The organism is Haloarcula terrestris, assembly GCF_031624315.1.
GTDB classification, from domain to species: Archaea; Halobacteriota; Halobacteria; order Halobacteriales; family Haloarculaceae; genus Haloarcula; species Haloarcula terrestris.
In genome coordinates, this window is record NZ_JAMQOM010000003.1 from 234549 (window position 1) to 253599 (window position 19051).

General features: G+C 63.4%; 22 protein-coding genes. 11 read left to right on the forward strand and 11 right to left on the reverse strand.

Features of this window, described 5'->3' with window-relative positions; genetic code table 11:
* Positions 1-218: 218 nt before the first annotated feature.
* On the reverse strand, positions 219-1196 hold the full coding sequence (locus NDI54_RS08225) for a phosphoadenosine phosphosulfate reductase family protein (RefSeq protein ID WP_310895976.1): 978 nt from the start codon (positions 1194-1196) through the stop codon (positions 219-221).
* Between the two features lie 136 nt (positions 1197-1332).
* Here NDI54_RS08225 and NDI54_RS08230 point away from each other — a divergent pair, with 136 nt between their 5' ends.
* Positions 1333-1950 carry a stage II sporulation protein M gene (locus NDI54_RS08230; RefSeq protein ID WP_310895977.1) on the forward strand — a complete coding sequence of 206 codons (618 nt, stop codon included), beginning with the start codon at positions 1333-1335 and terminating at the stop codon, positions 1948-1950.
* Positions 1951-2034: 84 nt separating this feature from the next.
* On the opposite strand, the gene NDI54_RS08235 is transcribed toward NDI54_RS08230, so the two are convergent.
* The gene (locus tag NDI54_RS08235; RefSeq protein WP_137682131.1) at positions 2035-2637 is read right to left on the reverse strand and encodes a DUF7110 family protein; all 603 of its coding nucleotides are present in this window, start codon (positions 2635-2637) and stop codon (positions 2035-2037) included.
* Between the two features lie 195 nt (positions 2638-2832).
* Positions 2833-3165, reverse strand: a complete 333-nt coding sequence (locus NDI54_RS08240) for a 2Fe-2S iron-sulfur cluster-binding protein (protein ID WP_310895978.1) — start codon at positions 3163-3165, stop codon at positions 2833-2835.
* Between the two features lie 184 nt (positions 3166-3349).
* Here NDI54_RS08240 and NDI54_RS08245 point away from each other — a divergent pair, with 184 nt between their 5' ends.
* Together NDI54_RS08245 and NDI54_RS08250 are read left to right on the forward strand one after the other, a co-directional pair.
* Complete coding sequence (locus NDI54_RS08245; RefSeq protein WP_310895979.1) at positions 3350-4768, forward strand: geranylgeranyl reductase family protein; 1419 nt, start codon at positions 3350-3352, stop codon at positions 4766-4768.
* A 217-nt stretch (positions 4769-4985) separates the two neighbouring features.
* The gene (locus NDI54_RS08250; RefSeq protein ID WP_310895980.1) at positions 4986-5438 is read left to right on the forward strand and encodes a type IV pilin N-terminal domain-containing protein; all 453 of its coding nucleotides are present in this window, start codon (positions 4986-4988) and stop codon (positions 5436-5438) included.
* On the opposite strand, the gene NDI54_RS08255 is transcribed toward NDI54_RS08250, so the two are convergent.
* Complete coding sequence (locus tag NDI54_RS08255) at positions 5439-6710, reverse strand: amidohydrolase (protein WP_310895981.1); 1272 nt, start codon at positions 6708-6710, stop codon at positions 5439-5441.
* A 63-nt stretch (positions 6711-6773) separates the two neighbouring features.
* Positions 6774-7106 carry an uS10/mL48 family ribosomal protein gene (locus tag NDI54_RS08260; RefSeq protein WP_310895982.1) on the reverse strand — a complete coding sequence of 111 codons (333 nt, stop codon included), beginning with the start codon at positions 7104-7106 and terminating at the stop codon, positions 6774-6776.
* Between the two features lie 95 nt (positions 7107-7201).
* Here NDI54_RS08260 and NDI54_RS08265 point away from each other — a divergent pair, with 95 nt between their 5' ends.
* The 4 genes from NDI54_RS08265 (at position 7202) to NDI54_RS08280 (ending at position 9919) form a co-directional block, all read left to right on the forward strand.
* Entirely contained in the window at positions 7202-7633 is a 432-nt protein-coding gene (locus tag NDI54_RS08265; RefSeq protein WP_310895983.1) for a bis(5'-nucleosyl)-tetraphosphatase, read from the forward strand.
* A 180-nt stretch (positions 7634-7813) separates the two neighbouring features.
* Positions 7814-8149, forward strand: coding sequence for an NINE protein (locus NDI54_RS08270; RefSeq protein ID WP_310895984.1), 336 nt, complete (start codon positions 7814-7816; stop codon positions 8147-8149).
* A gap of 4 nt (positions 8150-8153) precedes the next feature.
* The gene (locus NDI54_RS08275; RefSeq protein ID WP_310895985.1) at positions 8154-8810 is read left to right on the forward strand and encodes a double zinc ribbon domain-containing protein; all 657 of its coding nucleotides are present in this window, start codon (positions 8154-8156) and stop codon (positions 8808-8810) included.
* Between the two features lie 80 nt (positions 8811-8890).
* On the forward strand, positions 8891-9919 hold the full coding sequence (locus NDI54_RS08280; protein ID WP_310895986.1) for a DUF5787 family protein: 1029 nt from the start codon (positions 8891-8893) through the stop codon (positions 9917-9919).
* A 22-nt stretch (positions 9920-9941) separates the two neighbouring features.
* Here NDI54_RS08280 and NDI54_RS08285 read toward each other — a convergent pair whose 3' ends face one another.
* The 3 genes from NDI54_RS08285 to NDI54_RS08295 are packed head-to-tail and all read right to left on the reverse strand — an operon-like array spanning position 9942 to position 12410.
* Complete coding sequence (locus tag NDI54_RS08285) at positions 9942-10421, reverse strand: DUF5797 family protein (RefSeq protein WP_310895987.1); 480 nt, start codon at positions 10419-10421, stop codon at positions 9942-9944.
* Positions 10422-10467: 46 nt separating this feature from the next.
* Complete coding sequence (locus NDI54_RS08290) at positions 10468-11703, reverse strand: ABC transporter permease (RefSeq protein ID WP_310895988.1); 1236 nt, start codon at positions 11701-11703, stop codon at positions 10468-10470.
* A complete protein-coding gene (locus NDI54_RS08295; RefSeq protein WP_310895989.1) occupies positions 11703-12410 on the reverse strand; it encodes an ABC transporter ATP-binding protein in 708 nt (235 codons plus the stop codon). Before NDI54_RS08295 ends, NDI54_RS08290 begins: the two co-directional genes overlap by 1 nt.
* 115 nt (positions 12411-12525) lie before the next feature.
* Here NDI54_RS08295 and NDI54_RS08300 point away from each other — a divergent pair, with 115 nt between their 5' ends.
* On the forward strand, positions 12526-13545 hold the full coding sequence (locus tag NDI54_RS08300) for a LolA family protein (RefSeq protein WP_310895990.1): 1020 nt from the start codon (positions 12526-12528) through the stop codon (positions 13543-13545).
* Positions 13546-13569: 24 nt separating this feature from the next.
* On the opposite strand, the gene NDI54_RS08305 is transcribed toward NDI54_RS08300, so the two are convergent.
* The 3 genes from NDI54_RS08305 to NDI54_RS08315 are packed head-to-tail and all read right to left on the reverse strand — an operon-like array spanning position 13570 to position 16262.
* Positions 13570-14034 (reverse strand): Mut7-C RNAse domain-containing protein, encoded by a 465-nt coding sequence (locus NDI54_RS08305; protein WP_310895991.1) that lies wholly within the window; start codon positions 14032-14034, stop codon positions 13570-13572.
* The gene (locus NDI54_RS08310; protein ID WP_310895992.1) at positions 14027-15808 is read right to left on the reverse strand and encodes a helix-hairpin-helix domain-containing protein; all 1782 of its coding nucleotides are present in this window, start codon (positions 15806-15808) and stop codon (positions 14027-14029) included. Before NDI54_RS08310 ends, NDI54_RS08305 begins: the two co-directional genes overlap by 8 nt.
* Before the next feature lies 1 nt (position 15809).
* Positions 15810-16262, reverse strand: a complete 453-nt coding sequence (locus NDI54_RS08315) for a DUF5788 family protein (RefSeq protein WP_310895993.1) — start codon at positions 16260-16262, stop codon at positions 15810-15812.
* A 141-nt stretch (positions 16263-16403) separates the two neighbouring features.
* On the opposite strand from NDI54_RS08315, the gene NDI54_RS08320 reads away from it, so the two are divergent.
* The 3 genes from NDI54_RS08320 to NDI54_RS08330 are packed head-to-tail and all read left to right on the forward strand — an operon-like array spanning position 16404 to position 19039.
* Positions 16404-17348 carry a rhomboid family intramembrane serine protease gene (locus tag NDI54_RS08320; protein ID WP_310895994.1) on the forward strand — a complete coding sequence of 315 codons (945 nt, stop codon included), beginning with the start codon at positions 16404-16406 and terminating at the stop codon, positions 17346-17348.
* Between the two features lie 2 nt (positions 17349-17350).
* Complete coding sequence (locus tag NDI54_RS08325; protein ID WP_310895995.1) at positions 17351-18160, forward strand: endonuclease V; 810 nt, start codon at positions 17351-17353, stop codon at positions 18158-18160.
* Positions 18161-18214: 54 nt separating this feature from the next.
* Positions 18215-19039, forward strand: coding sequence for an SDR family NAD(P)-dependent oxidoreductase (locus tag NDI54_RS08330; RefSeq protein WP_310895996.1), 825 nt, complete (start codon positions 18215-18217; stop codon positions 19037-19039).
* The last annotated feature ends 12 nt before the right edge of the window (positions 19040-19051 follow it).

The following is a 19051-nucleotide window of genomic DNA, read 5'->3' on the forward strand; positions in this document are numbered from 1 at the left end:
CTCCCCACCGAAGCGAGCTACATCGACTCGTGTCGAAGTGATACAGTCCCAACATTCGAGGTCGAGGTGAGCTCTGGTCGTAGCAACGCCTCACCACGCGACATTCATTTTTGCGGACCCGGATGTGGGGTCTGGCACAGACGATCTATCCGCTACCATTGGCGGGGCTATCGGTCAATAAAAAGAATACCGCAGAAGCAGCGAGGGGTTGCGCCCGTTTACATGTAGCCGAGGTCGCGCAGGCGCTCCATCAGGTCCTCTTTGTCCTGGGCGCGGCCGGCGCGCTCGGTCGTGTTCTCCATGTCCTGCAGCCAGGCGGGCTCCTCGGCGGACTTGTCGGTGCTGACCTCGCTCCCGAGCGAGCGGAACCCGGCGAAGTACTTCGGCGAGACCGGCACGTCTTCCTTCTCGATGCCCTCGGGCAGGTCGTCCTGGCCCTGTGGCACGTAGCCGTCCTCGGGGTAGCCCTCGACGGTGTCCGGGACGACGAAGTTCCAGAAGGCCTCCCACACGTCGGCCTCCGCGAACTGGAGAATCGACTGGATGCGGTCGTGGGGCGGGTAGATATCCGGGTCGTGACGCGGCGAGAAGAACGTCTCGTCGGCGCGGGACTCCTGCTCGTCCCAGCGGATGCCCGAGAGGATGCCGTCGACATCGTGCTCCTCGATGGCGTCGTTGAGCGCCACCGTCTTCAGGAGGTGGTTACCGACGTAGGTGTCAAGCAGGAACGGGAACGTGTCTTCCTCGTATTCGAGGATGTTCCGCACGTGGTGCTGGTTGTGCTCGGAGAGTTCGTCGATGGGGATGTCGTCGCCCGGTTCGAGGCCGTTCTCGTCGACGTAGTTGCCCACGTCCTCGTTGCGCGCCCAGATGACATCGAGGTCCCACTCGTCGGCCCAGTGCTCGACGAAGTCGATGAGTTCGTCGAAGTGCTGGTAGTGGTCGATGAAGACGACCGGCGGGACTTCGAGGTCGAAGCGGTCGGCGACCTCCTTGACGAAATACAGCGTCAGCGTCGAGTCCTTGCCGCCCGTCCACATCACGACCGGGTTCTCGTACTGTTCGAGGCCGGCCTTCGTGACCTCGATAGCCTTCTCGATCTTGTGGTTGACAGTCGGGTACTCCTCGGGGTCTTCGCCTTCCCCGTCAGTGTAATCAACGTCCAGATAGTCCGGGAACTCTGCTGATTCGGACATAGTGTAATGAGATATAATTACGAGTGTCAAGTACTTTTTGGATTTTCTACAGGTGTGTGAGACGGTGGCAAATAAAACGCTGTCCGCGCCACACTGGGTCACTCGGGTTTTTTGCTGGTGGTGTAAAAGGGATGATATGGACGACCGCCCAAGCCTTCCAGCCCGCCTCTTTCACCGCTGGCTCTTGTACTACGTCCCCGTCGCTGCGCTGATACTGGTTGTCAGTGTGCTTGTCGGGTACGCGCTCGGCAGTCAGATACCCGCCGAATGGCTCCAGAATCCGGGTACGACCGGCGAGAACCCCTTCATGCCGGCCGAACTAACCACGCTCTCGCTGACGATCAACAATCTCGGTGCGTTGCTCGTCATGGCACTCGGTGCCGTCTCGCTCGGGACCATGACGGTGCTGTCGCTGGTGTTGAACGGCCTCGTCATCGGCGTCGTCGTCGGTATCGCGCTCAATCAGGTCTCCCCCGTCGTCGTGGCCGCACTGATCGTCCCCCACGGAATTATCGAGATCCCGGCATTGCTTATTGTCGCTGCCGTCGGCCTCCGGTTTGGGTGGCAAACGATTCAGTACATCCGCGGGCGTGCGCCCGAACTCGTCACCGGACAGGATATCCGGGAAGCCGGCTGGCTACTCGCGACGGCCGCTGTGCTCATCGTGATCGCAGCCTACATCGAAGCGAACCTCACGATCGAGATCGCGTCGCAGTTCACGGACGCCGATCTCTCGGGCATCGCGATGGAGTGACAGTTCGCCCCACGACAACGGATAGACGACCGGAGCACCGGCTGCACGGAGTAAGATAAGTGACCGGACTTCGAGGAGACAGCGTTACGAGATGAACTCGTTGTCGCGCCAGTTGACGCCCTCTTCCTCGTCCCCGTCGCGGGGTTCTTCTGCGACGTTGATCGCCGCGGGCCGCTCCTCCCCGTCGACGATGCGGACGGCTTCGAGTTCCTCGTCGACCGCCGCAATCGCGGTTAGCGTACCTTTCTCCGCGACTTTCGCGACATCACACAGCACCTCGAACATCGCGTATTGTAGCGCGGTGTTCTGGAGCACCGTCTCGCGGTCGCCCTTGAAACAGGCGTACTCCACGAGTTCGGACTCGATCTCCTCCTCTTCCTCTTCGAGTGCGCCCCACTGCGGGCCGCCGCCTGAACTCCCGGTACTCGCGGCCCCGGGCGGTCCCATCTCGTCGGGGTCCTCCTCGTACACCCGGTTTTCCGTGACGCTGGCCTTGAGCTGGGCCGTCGGAGTGTACTTGCTCATGGAGTCGTCCTTGGCGACGGCGCTGACGATAAGCGTGTTATTTCGACGGGTGATGTCGATGTCAGCGATTTCGGGGGGAAGGTCCGGATCCTCGAAGAAATCGTAGGCGTCTTCCAGTGGCAGTTCAAGTGTCGAGTGAAGTCTGTATACGCGGCTGGTCATGGTTGGGGAAGCGTGTGTCAGTCGTCGAAGGCCGTCCGCTGACGCTGTAGTCACTACTCTATAGGGGCCACTTGCTTATATGACCTGTCCTTCATTCGCGGTGTCACCGCTCTATATCAGGCCATATCTGAACCCCATATTAAAGGTATTTAGAGACCTTCTAGTAGGACAATTGTTAGCAGTATTCAGTGCCTACTAATCGTCCGCTGGTGTGGGGTCGCCGTCCTCCGGGCTGGCGTCCCCTTCGATGCTCGGCGGGTACTTCCCCCGGTCGAGTTTCAGATCCGATTGCGGTCGCGCCATGCAGGTCAGCGCGTAGTTCTCCCGCTCCCGGTCGGTCAGTCCGCGGGCGGCCGGCTGGGTGACCGACCCCTCGATGATTTCAGCCGAACAGGCCAGACACATCCCCACGCGACAGGAGTACTCCTGTGCGATACCATCCTCGATACACCGCGAGAGGATCGTCTCCTTCTCGGAGACGGTGATCTCCTCACCCGTCCCCACGAACGTCACCGTGTACTCGGTCATGCTCGGCCCTTTGATACCCCCCAGCAAAACTCTTTATCACCCGCCGCCCTGATGTGGAACCGACCGCTGTACGCCATCGCCCCAGCAGTCGTGCCCAGCCACCGGTCACCGCGGGAAACAGTGACAGCAGTCCGTGAAACCGATAGTCGGAATAATTTTCTCTCTCCGGGCAGGACGGGAGTGCATGACCACACACCAGGACGGCAACGCCGGACGAGAGTCGGCGACCGCACGGACCGTTTCCGTGGACGTTGTCGTCGTCGGGGCCGGGACATCCGGCTGTTACGCCGCCGCGACAATCGCGGACGCGGGCTACGATGTCGTCGTCGTGGAGCGCAAAGACGAGACCGAGGCCGGCCACATCGCCTGCGGGGACGCGCTCAAAGGAGCCAGTGACTTCCCCGAGGCGATTCCGAAGTCCCAACTCGAACCCGCCTTTACGAACACGGGTGTCGACCACGGTCGGTTCGAGATCCCACAGGAGGACACTGTCCTCGAAATCCCCGTCCCGGGTGAACTCGCTGTCATCGACCGCTGGGAGTACGGTCGCTGTCTCATCGAGGGTGCAAACAACAGCGGCGTGGAGTTCCACTACGACACCGTCGTGCAGGACGTACTGCAAGACGATAGCGGCCGCGTGACCGGCGTGACAGCCATGCGGAAGGGCGATCCTGTCACCTACGAGGGGGACATCGTCATCGACGGGGCCGGCGCGCTCTCGATCCTCCAGGACAAGACCGACCTCGAAGACGCGACCTTCGACACGAACGTCCAGTATTCGCAGTTTTGCTCGGCCTACCGGGAGATAATCGAGGTGGACGAGCCGGTCGAATGGGACGATGCGCTCGTGTTCAAGCCGACCGAGCGCTCCGCTGGCTACCTCTGGTACTTCCCGCGCACGGACACGGAGATCAACGCCGGCCTCGGCTTCCAGATGAACGAGGAGCCGATGGAACTGGTCGACGACCTCAAACGCGACCTCCGGGGCCGAAGCGAGTTCGAGGGCGCGGAGGTACAGGACAAACTCGGGGCTGCGCTGCCGACCCGTCGGCCGTACGACTCCGCCGTCGCACCCGGGTTCATGGCCGTCGGCGACGCCGCCGGACACGTCAACCCGACCACCGGCGGGGGGATCGCCGGAGCGGCCTACGCCGGAACTTACGCCGCCGAACAGGCTATCGAAGCCATCGAATCGGGCCGAACGGACGACGAAGCCGCGCTCTGGGAGTACAACGAGCGCGTGATGGACCACTTCGGGGCCCGGTACGCGGCGCTTGACGTGTACAACATCTTCACCACCGCCTACGACGTGGACGACCTGATGGCGCTGCTGGCCGCGCTGCCGGGCGAGAAGCTCGCTGAAGCGCTGTACGGCGGCTCGACCAGCATCGGGCTCGGACTCAAACTCAAGATGGCCGTCAAGAGTATCGGCCACTTGGGGACCATTCGGGACCTCTATCAGACGAAGAAAGCGGCCGACCGACTGCTGGAGCACTACGAATCGTACCCCAGCGACCGAGACGGCTTCGAGGCGTGGCAGCGCGAACGTGACTCGATCATGGACGACATTTACGCAGTCACCGGCGCAGAGCCGAAGTACTGAGTAGGGCAGTCACGCATCGGCGTCGAATTTTCTGGACGGCACTTTTCGGTTTCGGGGAGGGGACAGTACCGAGTAGTTAGATCAACAACCTCCTGGCAAATGAAAAAGATTTATTGAGTAACAATATGATATCTAATTGAAGTCACTCTGGGTCGGTCGACTGGGGGGTCGCCGAAACAGCGACAGTGTGTCGACCGTCACCTGAGTGGGGGCAATAATGGTAGCACGTAGATTCAAATCCGACGATAGCGCAGTCTCACCAGTGGTAGGGGTCATCCTCATGGTCGCAATAACGGTCCTGTTAGCGGCGACGGCAGCGACATTCTTCCTCGGGTTAGGTTCCGAAAACCTCGGGCAAAACACACCGCAAGCGGCGTTTACGTTCGACTACGAGGCGGGGAGCCCCGACAGTCTGATAATCGAACACCGAAGCGGTGACTCGATTCGGGCCGGGAGTCTGTACATCACCGTCAGCGGAGCCTCGACGGCAAACGGACAGCACGGCTTCGCAAGCCTCAGCGGTGCACCGGCGGCCGGCTCGGAAATCACGGCCGGGTCCCGGGTGACGTTTTCGAAGGCCGCTGATCTCTCCGAGGCGTCGGTCACGCTGAACTGGCAATCACCGGACAGCGACCAGTCTATCCAGCTCGCCAGCTGGGAAGCGCCGTAGTCACTCGCTCAGTCGGCTGACCGTCTCGCTGATGACATCGATACCGATAGCCAGCGAGTCCTCGTCGACATCGAACGTTGGAGTGTGGTGGCCGCCGGGGTGGTCGGTCCCGATGCCGACGAACGTCGCCGTTCCGCCGTGGTCCTGCACGCGGTCCATCAGATAGGTGGCGTCCTCGCTGCCGCCGAGGTCGTCGGTCCGCAGGCGACTGGTGACGCCAGTGACTGACTCCGCCACGTCGTACACCACGTCCGCGAGCGCGTCGTCGCTCACCGCACTCGGCGCTTCCGCCATCGTCTCGACAGCGACCTCGCAGTCGTGCATCTCGGCCGCGGATGACATGACGGTGTCGGCCCGCTCGTTCATGTACTCCTTGAGCGCGGTCGTCTCGCCGCGGACTTCCCCCTCGATAGTTGCTTCCTCGGGGACGATGTTCGTCGCTGTGCCGCCCTCCACGACCCCGGCGTTGACCCGTGTCGCGCCGTCACCGTGGCGGCGGATCGCATGGAGGTTCTGGACAGCCGTGGCGAGCGCCTGCACAGCGTCCCGCCCCTGTGCCGGATGCCCGCCTGCGTGGGCCGACTCCCCAGTGAACGTCGCTCTGAATTGCCGGACAGCGAGGAACCCGTCGACCCCAGCGACGATTTCACCGGTCGGATGGTCGAGACCGATGTGGATTGCCAACAAGTGGTCCACGTCGTCGAGGTGGCCGCTCTCCGCGACAGCCTTTCCGCCGCCGATGACCTCCTCGGCCGGTTGGAAGACGATCTTGAATGTCCCCGTGAAGTCGCTCTCTTTCACCGCTTCCAGCACACCGAGGCCAATCGTCGCGTGGGCGTCGTGCCCGCAGGCGTGCATGTACCCCTCGTTCGCTGAGCGGAACCCCTCTGCAGCCGGGGCGTGTGTCGCGCCGTCTGACTCAGTTATCGGAAGCGCGTCGATGTCGACCCGGAGCGCGACAGTCGGCCCCTCGCCTCGTTCGAGGACGGCCACCGCGCCGGTGAACCCGCCAGTAGCTGCGTCCAGTACGTCTTCCCGAGCGCCGGCCGCTCGAGCTTTCGCCTGCCAGGCCTCCAGTTCGCCGTCGTCGGGGACCGCCATCCGTGCCTCGCCATCGAGCACGTCCCGACCGATATGCAACTGGTCGACGCCGATCCGTTCGAGTTCGTCGACGATACGACTGGTGGTGTGGAACTCCCGCCACGCGGGTTCAGGATAGCTGTGTAGTTCGCGCCGGAGGGACCTGAGCCGCTCCTGGTGAGTCTCGTTCATGCCGGCACAACGACCCACAGTTACTTATAAGAAACCGAGGACGGACCGACAGCAGTTCCGTGGTTACGAGCCGCTGCCGATCTGCGTCCGCTGTTCGACGCCGGCCTCGACGTGGATGGATTTCGGGAAGGTCCGCTGGGTGACGTTCCGGGCGAACTCCTCGTACCCGACGATTTCGATTGTCCGGGTGTAGACAGTGTGGGTCCAGGAATCGAAGCGGCCACCGCTCGGTCCCAGCGTCTTCGATTGGGGAACCCGCAACTCCTGTGGCTGTTTCGGGTGTGGGCCTTTCAGTTCGACCCCCTTGTGCTCGGCGCTCTCTTTGATCTCTGTGACTGTGTCGTTGAGGCGGTGTCGGTCCCCGCTCGTGAACGTCAGCGTCGTGACGAAGGGCATCTGTAGACGAACACTCTGCCGCGAGTGACAAAAGGCCATCTGTTTCCGTTGTGTCTCCGATATTCTCTTAAGTAGCGGTGTCCTAAAATTCGGTAATGATCGAGGCCACGAGCGCGGGAGCCATCCTCTTTCGCGATACGCGTGGCCGGCGGGAGTACCTCCTGCTCAAGAGCCGACCCGGCGATTGGGAGTTCCCCAAGGGCGGCGTCGAGGGCGAGGAAGAGCTCCAGCAGACCGCCATACGCGAAGTGAAAGAGGAGGCCGGAATCGGTGATTTCCGGCTTTTAGACGGGTTCCGCAAAGATTACGACTACGTGTTCGAAGCGAACGGGAACACCATCCACAAGACGGTCCACCTGTTCGTCGCGAAGTCCTTCGAAGCGTCAGCCGAACTGTCCACAGAACACCGCGACCTGCAGTGGCGCGACTACGAGCAGGCCATCAATACGGTCACGCAGGATGGCCCCCGCGAGATACTCGAAGAGGCACACGAGTTCCTCGACGAACGGGAAGACGACGAGGCGTAGCGCGTCACTGACCCAGGCGGAACGCCGCCGTGGTGAGCCGCTGGTTTCGTTATTTCGGAGCGCTGTCATTCGGTATTAAATGTAAATTTCCAAATATACTATAACTTGTACTTAATGCCAATAATCAAATCTAATAAGCCGTTCCCCAACCTTATATAGAATTAGAATTATAAGGCAAGCATGGCATCTCAAGACCAAACGAAGGGTGCAGACGAACAGTTCTGTTCCAGTTGTGGTGAAGTTATCAAATCTGAGGCAGAGATCTGTCCGGAATGTGGCGTCAGCCAGAGCAGCGGTTCGACCGGGAGCGACGCCGGGCCGGACCGAACGACCGCAGGTCTGCTCGCGATCCTCCTCGGTGGGCTGGGCGTGCACAAGTTCTACATGGGTGATACGGGCATGGGAATCCTGTATCTGCTGTTCTGTTGGACGTTCATCCCAGCAATCGTCGGACTCATTGAGGGGATCCTCTACCTGACGAAGTCTGACGAGGAGTTCGCACAGACGTACACCTAAACAGATGTCTCTCGCTCCTGACGAAGAGTATTGCAGCAGTTGCGGAGACTCTGTAAAGAAGTCGGCAGTCATCTGTCCGAGTTGTGGGGTCAACACTGACAGTCCCTCAAACAGCGGGGCAGCAGAGGTGTACTGTGAATCGTGTGGAGACTCCATCAAAGCTCAGGCAGAAATCTGTCCGAACTGTGGGGTCAGACACGACGGGACCTCGTCCAGCGGTATTGATATCGACTCCGAAGCGCTCTATTACGTACAGATCGCGTTCGGCGCGCTGTTCCTGCTGGCCGCGCTCGGGAGTCTCGTTGATTTCAGCGACGGTATCGTGTCTTCTGTACTCCTGACGTTCCTGTACGGAGCCATCGGATTAGCGCTTCTACCACCGGTTCGTGACAGGCTTGAAAAACGCCACTCCGTCTCGACAGTCGGATGGACTGAGACAGTTAATACGACCGCTGTTTCGAACAGTTCCGAGAGCTGTAGCATCTGTTTCGAATCGGTAGGGTCGGGACACAAACGGGCCTTCGGCAAGGAGTTTGTCGTCTTCGGGATCACAGTGTTCTCGGACTTCGAAGGCGAAAACTACTACTGTAACACCTGTCTCCGAGAAGAACCAGACGCGGATATCGCGGATGTCCCGTCGGTCTCCCTCGAAGAGCAGTAATTAGCGTTTCCTTTTTTTGAGCGGTTCGGCACACCACCTGTATCAAGACTCTCATTAGAGCCCCCCACGAACTGTGGACTGTGCTAGCCGACTCCGAGTTCGCTTTCGAGCTATCTGTCTGTCAGTGGGCCGAGCGAGCGTGGTCACCTGCCAGCGACACGGCGGTGCTGGTCGCCAGACAGTTCGGAACAAAACACCGCCGCTGGGACACGATTGTACTGGAGTGTGACCCTAGTGGACTCCGGGAGCGCGCGAAATTCGGGGCGGAAGTGTTCGATTCAGATATTCTGCACGTGCTTCAGAACGCGCCGGCCGACTGGACGTACTACCGCGACGCCCTCCCGGATCCGGGCTATCCGTGGCGGTACGTCCGTGAGTCGATTCACGAAGCGGCTGACCGGCAGGCCATCGAAACCCGAAAGCAGGGCAATCGCATCGAAATCCGTCGGATTCGTCCGTATCCGGACTGGCTCCGGCGGATCGTTGCCATCGAGAACAAGCCCGACCTCACTGCCAGCGCCGCCAGGAACCTCGTTCCCCAACTACAGCGGGACATCGCCCTGTCGCTGGCCGACGAGGTGTGGGTTGCGACGGCGGCGACAGAGGAGCGCGTGGAACCGATTCTGCTGGCGGACCTGCCCGCAGCCGCCGGCGTGTTGACTGTCGACCCAGAGACGGGGACGGCTGAAGCGGTCTGGCAGCCGCGGTCGCTGTCGGTCGACGAGCCCGGAACGCGTATTCTGGACCGACCTGATGACGACACCAGCGCGGCACGGTTCGAGTACGCGGACACCGACTGGAAGCGAGAGCGACGCCTTGCCATTGCTGAGCGAGCGTACGCTCGCGGGTGGCGCGCGTACGCGGACACGATGCGTCCCGACTGCCGCCACTTCCAACTCAATGCCGACGAGACCGGCGTGTATCCTCACTGTGTGGCGAAAGACTGTCTGCCGACCGCGGCGGAATGTCGGGGGCAGTGTCCGTCCTACGAACCGGAGCCCCCGGCGTGGCGGTCGAAGGCGTGGCCGCTCGACGGCGGGCCGGGCAAAGCGATACAGCGGGTATTAGACCGGCGACGCCGCCGTCAGCGGCCGGGATTGGCGGAGTAGCGGACAAAACAGCAGTACGGACTCACTCCTCGGACAGTTCGATGTCAAGCTCGTCGCGCGGAACGGCCAGCCTGAACGTCGGCACGGTCTTCTCGACTGTCTCCACGATCCCCTTGTCCGCGAGACTGCGGAGCGCGGAGCGAACGTCGTCGGTGTCGCGGTCCTCGCCGACTTCGCGGAGCGCGTGTAACACGGCGACGACGCTCTGACTCTCCTCGTCGGGGCCGGCGATCACGTCGACGATGGCCTGCTGGAGCGGGGTGACCGTCACCGTCTGTATCCGTTCCGAGTCCTCGCCGTCGATGAGCGTTGTCGCCTCCGGTGTCGCACAGATGAGGCTGTTGTCGTTGCGGTAGTAGTACTCCTTGAGTTCGGATTCGAGGTACTGGTGTACCTCGCTGCCGCTGTCCATGTCCCAGCGCTCCTGTAACTCGCCGTTTTTCGTCGGCTGGAGTTCGACGATGTCGGTGAGCCGTTCGCGGGCCTCCTCCGAGAGGGTCATCGCCAGTCGGTACGACGACCACGTATTTCGGTGTTCTGAATCCCACTCACTCGTGTCTGAGCGCGTCGATGGGGTCGACCCGAGCCGCTCGCCACGCCGGGTAGAGGCCGGCGACGACCCCGACCAGCACGCCGACGCCGACCGCCAGCACCATCCACAGCGGTGCGAGCGAGAACGTGACCTCGGCGTACCGGGTCGCGCCGTAACCGACGAGCAGGCCGAGGGGAACGCCGAGCAGCGAGCCGAGTGTTCCGAGCAGCGCGGCCTCGACGAGGAATACCTGCATCACGTCGCGGTTGCGCGCGCCGACGGCTTTCATAATGCCGATTTCCCGGGTCCGTTCGGTGACGCTGACGAGCATCACGTTGGCGATGCCGATCGCGCCGACGACCAGCGCGATGACGGCGATACCGGTGACAAAGCGCGTGATTCGCTCGATGACATCGCTGATCTCCTCGACGAAGTCGTTGCCCGAGCGAGCGACCAGTTCCGTGTCGTCGGCTGATAGCGACCGCGCGTCGGCGTCACCGGAGATGTACGTCTGAATGGCCGACTGGGTCTCCGGGATCGCCCGCGGGTCGACGACGAGCGTCACCTGCGGGTACGCGCGCTGTCGCACGCCCGCCGACGGGCTCTCGACGACCGACTCGTAGAACGGGTCGATGGGGACGTACACCCGCGGCTGACGGGCGAAATCGCTGACCGGGACTTCGCCACGGGTCCCGTTGACGACGCCAACGACAGTGACGGTGCGCTCGCTGCCGTCGGGCATCGCCATGGTGACCCGCTCGCCGACCGTGAGGTTCTCCGAGAACGACCCGGCCATGCGCTCGTTGACGACGACGGCCTCCTCGGCAGCCTCGAAGGAGCGACCGTCGACGAGGACGCCGTCGTTGATGCTGGCCGGCCGTACCGCCGTGACCTGCTGTCTGGCCAGCGTCTGGTTCCCGTGCTGTATCGACTGTGTCTGGACGATTCCCCGGGGGAGCACCGCTTGCACGCCCGCAATCCCCTCCAACTGCTGTACGTCGTATTCGGTAAACACCGGCTGGAGCGTCCGGTCGAAGTCGTCGTCGCCCGACGGGGTCCCGAACACGTAGATGTTGCCAGCGTTCGAGGTCTCGATGTCACCGACGATTTCCGCCTCGACGCTGGCCCCGAACGTGGCGAACGTGATGACCGATGCGATGCCGATGACGACGCCGACGACCGTCAGCGCCGACCGGAGCTTATGCGCCTTGATAGACCGGAGCGTGATGCGCACGCTCTCGCCGGTGTCCATCAGTGCTGCCCTCCGGACACGTCCTCGACTGACTGGATGTGACCGTCCTCGACGTGGACGATTCGCTCCGCCCGCTCGGCCACGTGGCGTTCGTGGGTCACGAGCAGGAACGTGTTGCCCGCTGCGTGAAGGTCGTCGAACAGGTCGAGGATTTGCGCGCCGGTGTCCGTGTCGACGTTGCCGGTGGGCTCGTCGGCGAGAATCAATGCGGGGTCGGTCGACAGCGCGCGGGCGATGGCGACCCGCTGGCGCTGGCCGCCGCTGAGTTCCGCGGGGACGTGGCCGGTGCGGTCAGCGAGTCCGACTTCGGAAAGGAGTGACACCGCTCGCTCGCGGCGACGGGCTCGGTCCCAGCCGTCGAAGACCAGCGGCAGGGCGACGTTCTCCACCGCGGAAAGTCGCGGCATGAGATTGAACGTCTGGAAGACGAAGCCGACCTCAGTCCCGCGGATGTCTGCCCGCTCGGCTTCGCTAGCCGCCGAAACGTCTTGTCCGTTAACGACGACCCGCCCCGAGGACGGCGTGTCCAGCCCGCCGATGAGGTTCAACAGGGTACTCTTGCCGGAGCCGCTCGGTCCCATCACCGCCGTGTACGACCCCGCCGACAGGTCCAGGCTCACGTCGTCCAGCGCCGTCACCGTCCCGCCGAGGTCGTACTGCTTGCTGACGCCGTCGACACGAACGGTTGTGTTCGCTGACTCGCTCACGGCCCTGGGTACGGACTGGATAGCAATGAGGGGTTCGGCGTAGCTATATTCGGCCGGAGTGGTCCGAATTTTGATAGGAGGAACCCACTTACCATTCCAGTCCTAAGCCCGGGTAATGACAGCCGATACCGGACGGAGACTGGCTATCGTCGCGGTGTTCGTCACCATTGGATTACTGGCAGCCGGTGCGGTCGCTGGCGTTTCCGGCCTCAGCCAGATGGGACAGCCGTCCGGCGATGAGGTGCTGGACGGGGCCGAGCAGCGCTACGACGCAGCCGAGACGATTACCGGAACAGCGACCGTGACCGTGGCGAACGACTCGGCGTCGACGACGGCCACAGTCGAGTACGCCGCTGCCGAGCCGAACAAGACGTGGGCCGCCGTCACGAGCGAAGACCGGTCCTACGAAATGGGGACGAACGGGACCGTCGTCTGGGCGGTCGGCGAGAACAAGTCCTACGGCCGTGAACTGCCCGAGGACCCGGCGGTGATGAACGACACCACGGACCCGGTTCCCGAAGAGAACGTCACTGCGACGCTCCGGGGAACCGCCGAAGTCGACGGCGAGTCGACGTACGTCCTCGACCTCGAACCGACCAACGAGAGTCTCGACGCGCCGAACACGACGCTGTGGGTCGATACCGAAGACTACCGCGTCCACAAACTGACCACTGACGACGGGACCAACCGGACCGAAGTGGTCGTCGAAGAGACGAAGTTCAACGTCAGCATCGACGACAGCCAGTTCGCTCCGCCGGCTGACCGGGTCGCCGTCACCACCACTGAGACCTACGACACCTACGACGCCGCGCAGTCCGCGACGGATCTGGACCTGCCGGCATACGAAGCTGGGGCTTTCGAGGAAGCCCGGTACATCAGCCGGCCCGAGAGTACGGCTGTGGCCCAGCAGTACGACGCTGGCGGTGAGAACGTGACGGTCCTGACCGCGACCGGCGCGTCGAGCTATCTGGACGACGCGGATAACGGAACGGCGGTGCAGGTGAACGGTCAGAACGCGACAGCCATCGAGCGCGACGACAGCGCTGTCGTCTACTGGACCGAAGACGACGTTACGACTGGCGTGGTCATCGAGGGGACGACCGAGGAGGCCGTCGCCGTGGCTGAAGGACTGTAGCGACGACCGTGGACGTTCTGTCTTTTAGAGCCCGTCCAGTGTCGCTTCGACTGACGCCCAGTGACTCCCCTTCCAGAAGTGCTGGCCGCAGTCGGTACAGCGCCAGACTGTCTCGTCGTTCGCATTCGGCGCGTACTCCGGCGTCGGTTCCTCCGGCTTGACTTCGTCGACTGGCCCGTTGCAGACCCCACAGTGGGCCGGTTCCGGCGCGAGCGAGAGTCGGAAGCCGGCGTCGGCGAGTTCCTGCAACTGACCTTCGATTTCCCGCTCGCTGAGCAGGACGCTGTCCGGCGCGCGAGCGGCGAGGTCCGTGTCCCGAGTTATCAGCTGTCGGTCCTCGCTAACGGCCAGGTCGAGCAGGGCATCGTCGGCTTCGGCGTCCCGATCCAGCGCGTAGGCCGTGTCGTAGCCACACATCCGCAGATACGTGGCGAGTTTCCCCAACATCGCATCGACCACGAGCCGCTCCTGGGTCCCGTCCTCAGGCATCGAGGAATTTGCGGAGGCTGTCTGCGTCACGGGTGTTCAGCACGTCGTCCGTCTCGGCCCATCCCCGCCGCGCCGTGTGGACGCCGTAGCGCAGGAGGTCGAAGTTTCGCGGGCTGTGAGCGTCCGTGTTGATTACGACGTTCGCACCGGTCTCGATGGCCTGCTTGACCGCGCCGCCGCCGAGATCCAGCCGAGCGGGGTTGGCATTGATTTCGAGTGCGGTGTCGTTGGCGGCAGCAACGTCGGCGAGACGGTCGATATCAACGTCCAGCCCCTCACGGCGGTTGAGATACCGACCCGTCGGGTGACCGATGACGTTCACATCGGGGTGTTCCGCGGCCGTGACGAGGCGGTCGGTGCCGTCGCCGTCCAGTGCGGCGTGTGACGAGGCGACCACGACATCCAAATCCGCCAGCAGGTCGTCGGCGACGGAGAGAGTGCCATCTGCGGCGATGTTGGCCTCGACGCCGGTGAACACGTCGATGTCGGCGTCCGCTGCGACTGACTCGACTTCGCCCATTTGCTCGCGGAGTTGCTCGTCGGAGACGCCGACGCCGCCGACCATTCCCGGCCCGGTCGCGTGGTCCGTGACGGCGAGGTAGTCGTGGCCGAAGTCGGCGGCCCCCTCGACCATCTCCGCGATAGTGTTGCCTCCGTCGGACCAGTTCGTGTGGGTGTGGATGTCACCGCGGACCTCGCCCTCGGCCAGCAGGTCCGGGAGCGACCCGTCGGCGGCGGCTTCGACTTCGCCTCGGTTCTCGCGGAGTTCCGGCGGGACCCACTCCATCCCAAGCGCGTCATAGACCGCTTCCTCGCTCTCGCTAGCTACCAGTTCGCCGGCTCGCTGGTCGTCATCCTCAACACCCTCGACATCGTCGTCGGACGCAGTCCGACTGCTTGAGGTGCTTCGAACCTCTCTGAAAACCCCGTACTCGTTGACCTTCAGGTCCCGCTCGATGGCGCGGTTGCGGACCGCGACGTTGTGGTCTTTGCTGCCGGTGAAATACTGCAGCGCCGCGCCGAACTCTGTGGGGTCGACGACCCGCAGGTCGACCCGCACGTCATCCGCGTAGGCACTCGCCTTCGTGTCGCCGGACTCGATGACGCGGTCGAGTTCATCCCAGCCGGCGAATCGCTCGATGACGGCCTCGGCGTCGGTGCTCCCGACAAGCACGTCAACGTCGCCGATGGTCGGTCGCCAGCGCCGGATCGACCCGCCGAGGGCACACTCCTCGACAGCATCCCCGGCGGCCATGTACGCCCGAATTTGGTCGCCGTACGGGCGGGCTTCGCCCAGCAGCGAGCGCTCGTGGGCCTCGCGGGCGAAGTCGATGTTGTCGAGGATGTTCTGCTCCGTTTTCGCGCCAAAGCCCGAGACCTCTTGTATCTCGCCGGCCTCGGCGGCTGCCTCCAACTCATCGAGGGTGGTAATTCCAAGCGCCTCGTAGAGCGAGCCGACGGATTTCGGCCCCACGCCCTCGACCGCCGTGAGGGCGTCCATCTCGACTGGCAGTTCCTCGCGGAGTTCCGTTAGCTCCTCGATCTCGCCGGTCTCAAAGTACTCGACAACCTTCGAGGAAATGGCGTCGCCGACACCGTCGATTTCGCCGACGCTGTCCTCACCTTCGGCGGCCAGTCCCTCGATTGCTCCGGGATAGTCCCTGATGTTCTCGGCCGCCCGGCGGTAGGCCCGGGGCTTGTACTCGACGCCGTTCGCGTCCAGCAGATCGGCGAACTCTTCGAGCAGTGTCGCGATCTCGTCGTTCCGGCTCATGTTAGTAACTCCGCCCGGCACGACCCGTGCCGGAGTCCGCGTCCTCGTGGCCCAGGGCTTTCTGGAGGAACTTCATCCAGCGCTTCCTGTCGGCCGTCTCCTGTGCCTGGGCTTCCTGTTCGATATTCGCCGCACCGAGCTGTTCGAGCGCGTTGAGCGCCCGGTCGATACCGATGATGGCCGTGGCGAGTTCCTCGCCGCGCTCGTAGCTCACCTCGTTGTCTTCGATGCGTTGCTTTCGCTGGAGGCGCTCGCGCCGCAGGTTCTTCTTGGCCTGCTCGACGCGCTCGCGTTCGCCCCGCGGAATCGTCTCCCGGCGCTTGATCTCGAAGACGAACGACTGGAGTTCGATCTCCTCGCCCTGGACGGCGATCTCGTCGGGGATCTCCGCACCGACGGTCGCGCTGTCGCGTTCGATGCGCTCCAGCAACTGTTTGCGCTCGAACTCTTTCACTACCGTTGTATTGGATCGGGGGTCCCTTACCCGCTTCGCTCGCTCCCATCTCAACAGTGCCCACGTCGACGTGCGCCCGGCTGTGGGGACCCGTTCGTATAAACACAATCCCTTTCCACGACCCACCCGTACATCACCCCAATGTCGGAGTGCGATGCCTGTGGAAAGCAGGAGAACATGCCGTACCAGTGTGGGCACTGTGGCGGGACCTACTGTGCGGAACACAGATTGCCAGAGGCGCACGATTGCCCCGGTTTAGACAACTGGAGTGACCCTGGCGGCGTGTTCGACAGCGGGTTCGACGAGAGCGTAAGTACCGGCCAGAAATCCGGGGGTGGCGGCGTCGCCGACCGACTCGGAATCGACACCGGACCGGGCGGCCCGCTGGCGTACTTCCGCGGGAACGTCACGTACCTGTTCCTGGCGATTATGGGCATCGTGTTCATCTTGGAGCACCTCGTCCTCATTTCCGCTGGCCGGGATGCGTTCCAGACGCTGTTCGTCCTCCACCCGAACAACCCGGAGTACGTCTGGACGTGGATCACGTCAGTGTTCTCTCACCAGCCGTTTACGCTGTTTCACATCTTCGGGAACGGCATCATCATCTACTTTTTCGGCCGCTTGGTCGAGCAACAGGTCGGGTCGAAGAAGTTCGCTATCTTTTTCCTCGTCTCCGGGGCACTCGCCGGCCTCGGACAGATTGCAATACAAACCGTCCAGGGAACGGCTGCCGGCGTCCTCGGGGCCAGCGGCGCGGCACTGGCTATCATGGCGTTCCTGACCGTCCTGAAGCCGGACCTCCGCGTGTATCTGTACTTCCTGATCCCCGTCCCGATCTGGGCGATCACCGGCTTCTACTTCCTGCTGAGCATCGCCGGAACGTTCAGCATGCAGGGGGCCGGGCTGCTCGGCGGTAACATCGCCCACCTCGCCCACCTCATCGGTCTCGTCATCGGCCTCTGGTACGGCCAGAAGATCAAGGGCCAGACCCGGATGCCCGGCCAGATCCAGTTCGGCGGTGGCGGCGGGCCGGGCGGTCCCGGCGGACCCGGTGGCCCGGGCGGCCCCGGCCGCCGTCGCCCGTGACCATGGAGCCGGTTCGCCCCGAGTTCGTCCCGGACCCGTCGCTCTCGCAGGCGGAGATGGAGGCGCTACAGCGGGAGATCGCCGAGGCGGCGCGGTTCGAGAACGATATGGAGTTCTCGCCAGCGGCCATCGCATCTGTGGGGGATGCACCCGACGACGACCAGACGACACTGAGCCCCAGCACCGACGATCAGGCGGACGCGCCCCTCGTCGCCGGCGTCGACCAGGCGTTCGTCGACGACAAGGCCGTCTCGGCGATCGTCGTCCTGCAAAACGGCGAGGTCATCGAGCGGGTCAGCGCGGTCAAGGTGACCGAAATCCCATACATCCCTGGGTTGCTGTCGTTCCGCGAGGGCGGCGCGATTCTGTCCGCGTTCGCCGAACTGGACCACGAGCCAGACGTGGTACTGGTCGATGGCAGCGGCCGCATCCACTTCCGGGAGGCCGGGCTGGCGACTCATATCGGCGTCACGATGGACGTACCAGCCGTCGGCGTCGCCAAGAGCCTCCTCTGTGGCACACCGGAGCAATCGCTGGAGGAGACGTACCCGGACGGCGTGCGGATTCCGATTGCGGCTGACGACAGCGTCGAAACCTGTCCCGATGGGACGGGCATCGGCCATGCGGTCCAGACGCGTCAGTACGACTCACCGAACCGGTACATCAATCCGCTCATCGTCAGTCCCGGCCACCGCGTCAGCGCCGCGACTGCGGCAGACCTCGTCGAAGCAACAGCCGACGGCTACAAGCTCCCCGAACCCACCCGGCTCGCCGACAGCTACGCCGACGAGGCGAAGGGATCAGTCGAGTAAGCCGTCCGATAACCGACAGTATAACTTCCCGGGGTGTGTTCTCCCGGGCAACACATGGCGAAGACGGTGCTGATTACGGGGGCGTCCTCGGGTATCGGGCGGGCGAGTGCCGAGGCGTTCCTGGCCGACGACTGGACTGTCTGGGCGACCGCCCGTGAGGAATCGGACATCGAAGACCTCGACGATGAGGGCTGTCAGACCGCCGAACTCGACGTGACGAACCCCCGCGAATGCGAGCGGGTCGTCGAGGCCCTTATCGACGCCGAGGGCCGCCTTGACTGCCTGGTGAACAACGCCGGCTACCCGCAGTTCGGCGCGGTCGAGGACGTGTCGACGGCGGCACTGCACGACCAGTTCGACGTGAACGTCTATGGCCCGCATCGGCTTATCCGCGAAGCCCTCCCGCACATGCGGGCTCGCGAGAACGGCACCATCGTCAACGTCTCCAGCGTCGCGGGCCGGATCGCCTTCCCCAGCCAGGGGAGCTACGCCGCCTCGAAGTTCGCGCTGGAAGGACTCAGCGACGCACTCCGGATGGAGGTCGAGGAGTTCGGCATCGACGTGGTGCTGGTCGAACCCGGCCCGGTTGAGACCAACTTCGACGACCGCGCTGACGAGGAACTCGATAGCCTCGACAAAACCGGCGCGTACGACTGGCTGTATCAGGCCCAGGAGGACTCCAGTCTCGTCGGTATCCAGGACGCGCTGTCGGTCACACCCGGTACGGTCGCACTGACCATCCGCGACGCCGCCAGCGCCAGCGACCCCGAGCCGCGGTACCCCGTCGGCCAGGGCGCACAACTGCTTCTCATGCTGGATTACCTGCCGGCGCGGTGGCGCGATGCGGCCTTTGGCGTCATTCGGAAGCTCACGAGCTAAGCCGACCCAGCT

What these genes read in the sequence shown, in the direction of transcription:
- NDI54_RS08235 (WP_137682131.1), bottom strand. Translation starts at nt 2,637, where the DNA reads ATGACCAGCCGCGTATACAGACTTCACTCGACACTTGAACTGCCACTG.
- NDI54_RS08310 (WP_310895992.1), bottom strand. Translation starts at nt 15,808, where the DNA reads ATGAGCCGGAACGACGAGATCGCGACACTGCTCGAAGAGTTCGCCGAT.
- NDI54_RS08320 (WP_310895994.1), top strand. Translation starts at nt 16,404, where the DNA reads ATGTCGGAGTGCGATGCCTGTGGAAAGCAGGAGAACATGCCGTACCAG.
- NDI54_RS08305 (WP_310895991.1), bottom strand. Translation starts at nt 14,034, where the DNA reads ATGCCTGAGGACGGGACCCAGGAGCGGCTCGTGGTCGATGCGATGTTG.
- NDI54_RS08230 (WP_310895977.1), top strand. Translation starts at nt 1,333, where the DNA reads ATGGACGACCGCCCAAGCCTTCCAGCCCGCCTCTTTCACCGCTGGCTC.
- NDI54_RS08330 (WP_310895996.1), top strand. Translation starts at nt 18,215, where the DNA reads ATGGCGAAGACGGTGCTGATTACGGGGGCGTCCTCGGGTATCGGGCGG.
- NDI54_RS08255 (WP_310895981.1), bottom strand. Translation starts at nt 6,710, where the DNA reads ATGAACGAGACTCACCAGGAGCGGCTCAGGTCCCTCCGGCGCGAACTA.
- NDI54_RS08270 (WP_310895984.1), top strand. Translation starts at nt 7,814, where the DNA reads ATGGCATCTCAAGACCAAACGAAGGGTGCAGACGAACAGTTCTGTTCC.
- NDI54_RS08285 (WP_310895987.1), bottom strand. Translation starts at nt 10,421, where the DNA reads ATGACCCTCTCGGAGGAGGCCCGCGAACGGCTCACCGACATCGTCGAA.
- NDI54_RS08275 (WP_310895985.1), top strand. Translation starts at nt 8,154, where the DNA reads ATGTCTCTCGCTCCTGACGAAGAGTATTGCAGCAGTTGCGGAGACTCT.
- NDI54_RS08240 (WP_310895978.1), bottom strand. Translation starts at nt 3,165, where the DNA reads ATGACCGAGTACACGGTGACGTTCGTGGGGACGGGTGAGGAGATCACC.
- NDI54_RS08300 (WP_310895990.1), top strand. Translation starts at nt 12,526, where the DNA reads ATGACAGCCGATACCGGACGGAGACTGGCTATCGTCGCGGTGTTCGTC.
- NDI54_RS08225 (WP_310895976.1), bottom strand. Translation starts at nt 1,196, where the DNA reads ATGTCCGAATCAGCAGAGTTCCCGGACTATCTGGACGTTGATTACACT.
- NDI54_RS08265 (WP_310895983.1), top strand. Translation starts at nt 7,202, where the DNA reads ATGATCGAGGCCACGAGCGCGGGAGCCATCCTCTTTCGCGATACGCGT.
- NDI54_RS08325 (WP_310895995.1), top strand. Translation starts at nt 17,351, where the DNA reads ATGGAGCCGGTTCGCCCCGAGTTCGTCCCGGACCCGTCGCTCTCGCAG.
- NDI54_RS08260 (WP_310895982.1), bottom strand. Translation starts at nt 7,106, where the DNA reads ATGCCCTTCGTCACGACGCTGACGTTCACGAGCGGGGACCGACACCGC.
- NDI54_RS08245 (WP_310895979.1), top strand. Translation starts at nt 3,350, where the DNA reads ATGACCACACACCAGGACGGCAACGCCGGACGAGAGTCGGCGACCGCA.
- NDI54_RS08250 (WP_310895980.1), top strand. Translation starts at nt 4,986, where the DNA reads ATGGTAGCACGTAGATTCAAATCCGACGATAGCGCAGTCTCACCAGTG.
- NDI54_RS08290 (WP_310895988.1), bottom strand. Translation starts at nt 11,703, where the DNA reads ATGGACACCGGCGAGAGCGTGCGCATCACGCTCCGGTCTATCAAGGCG.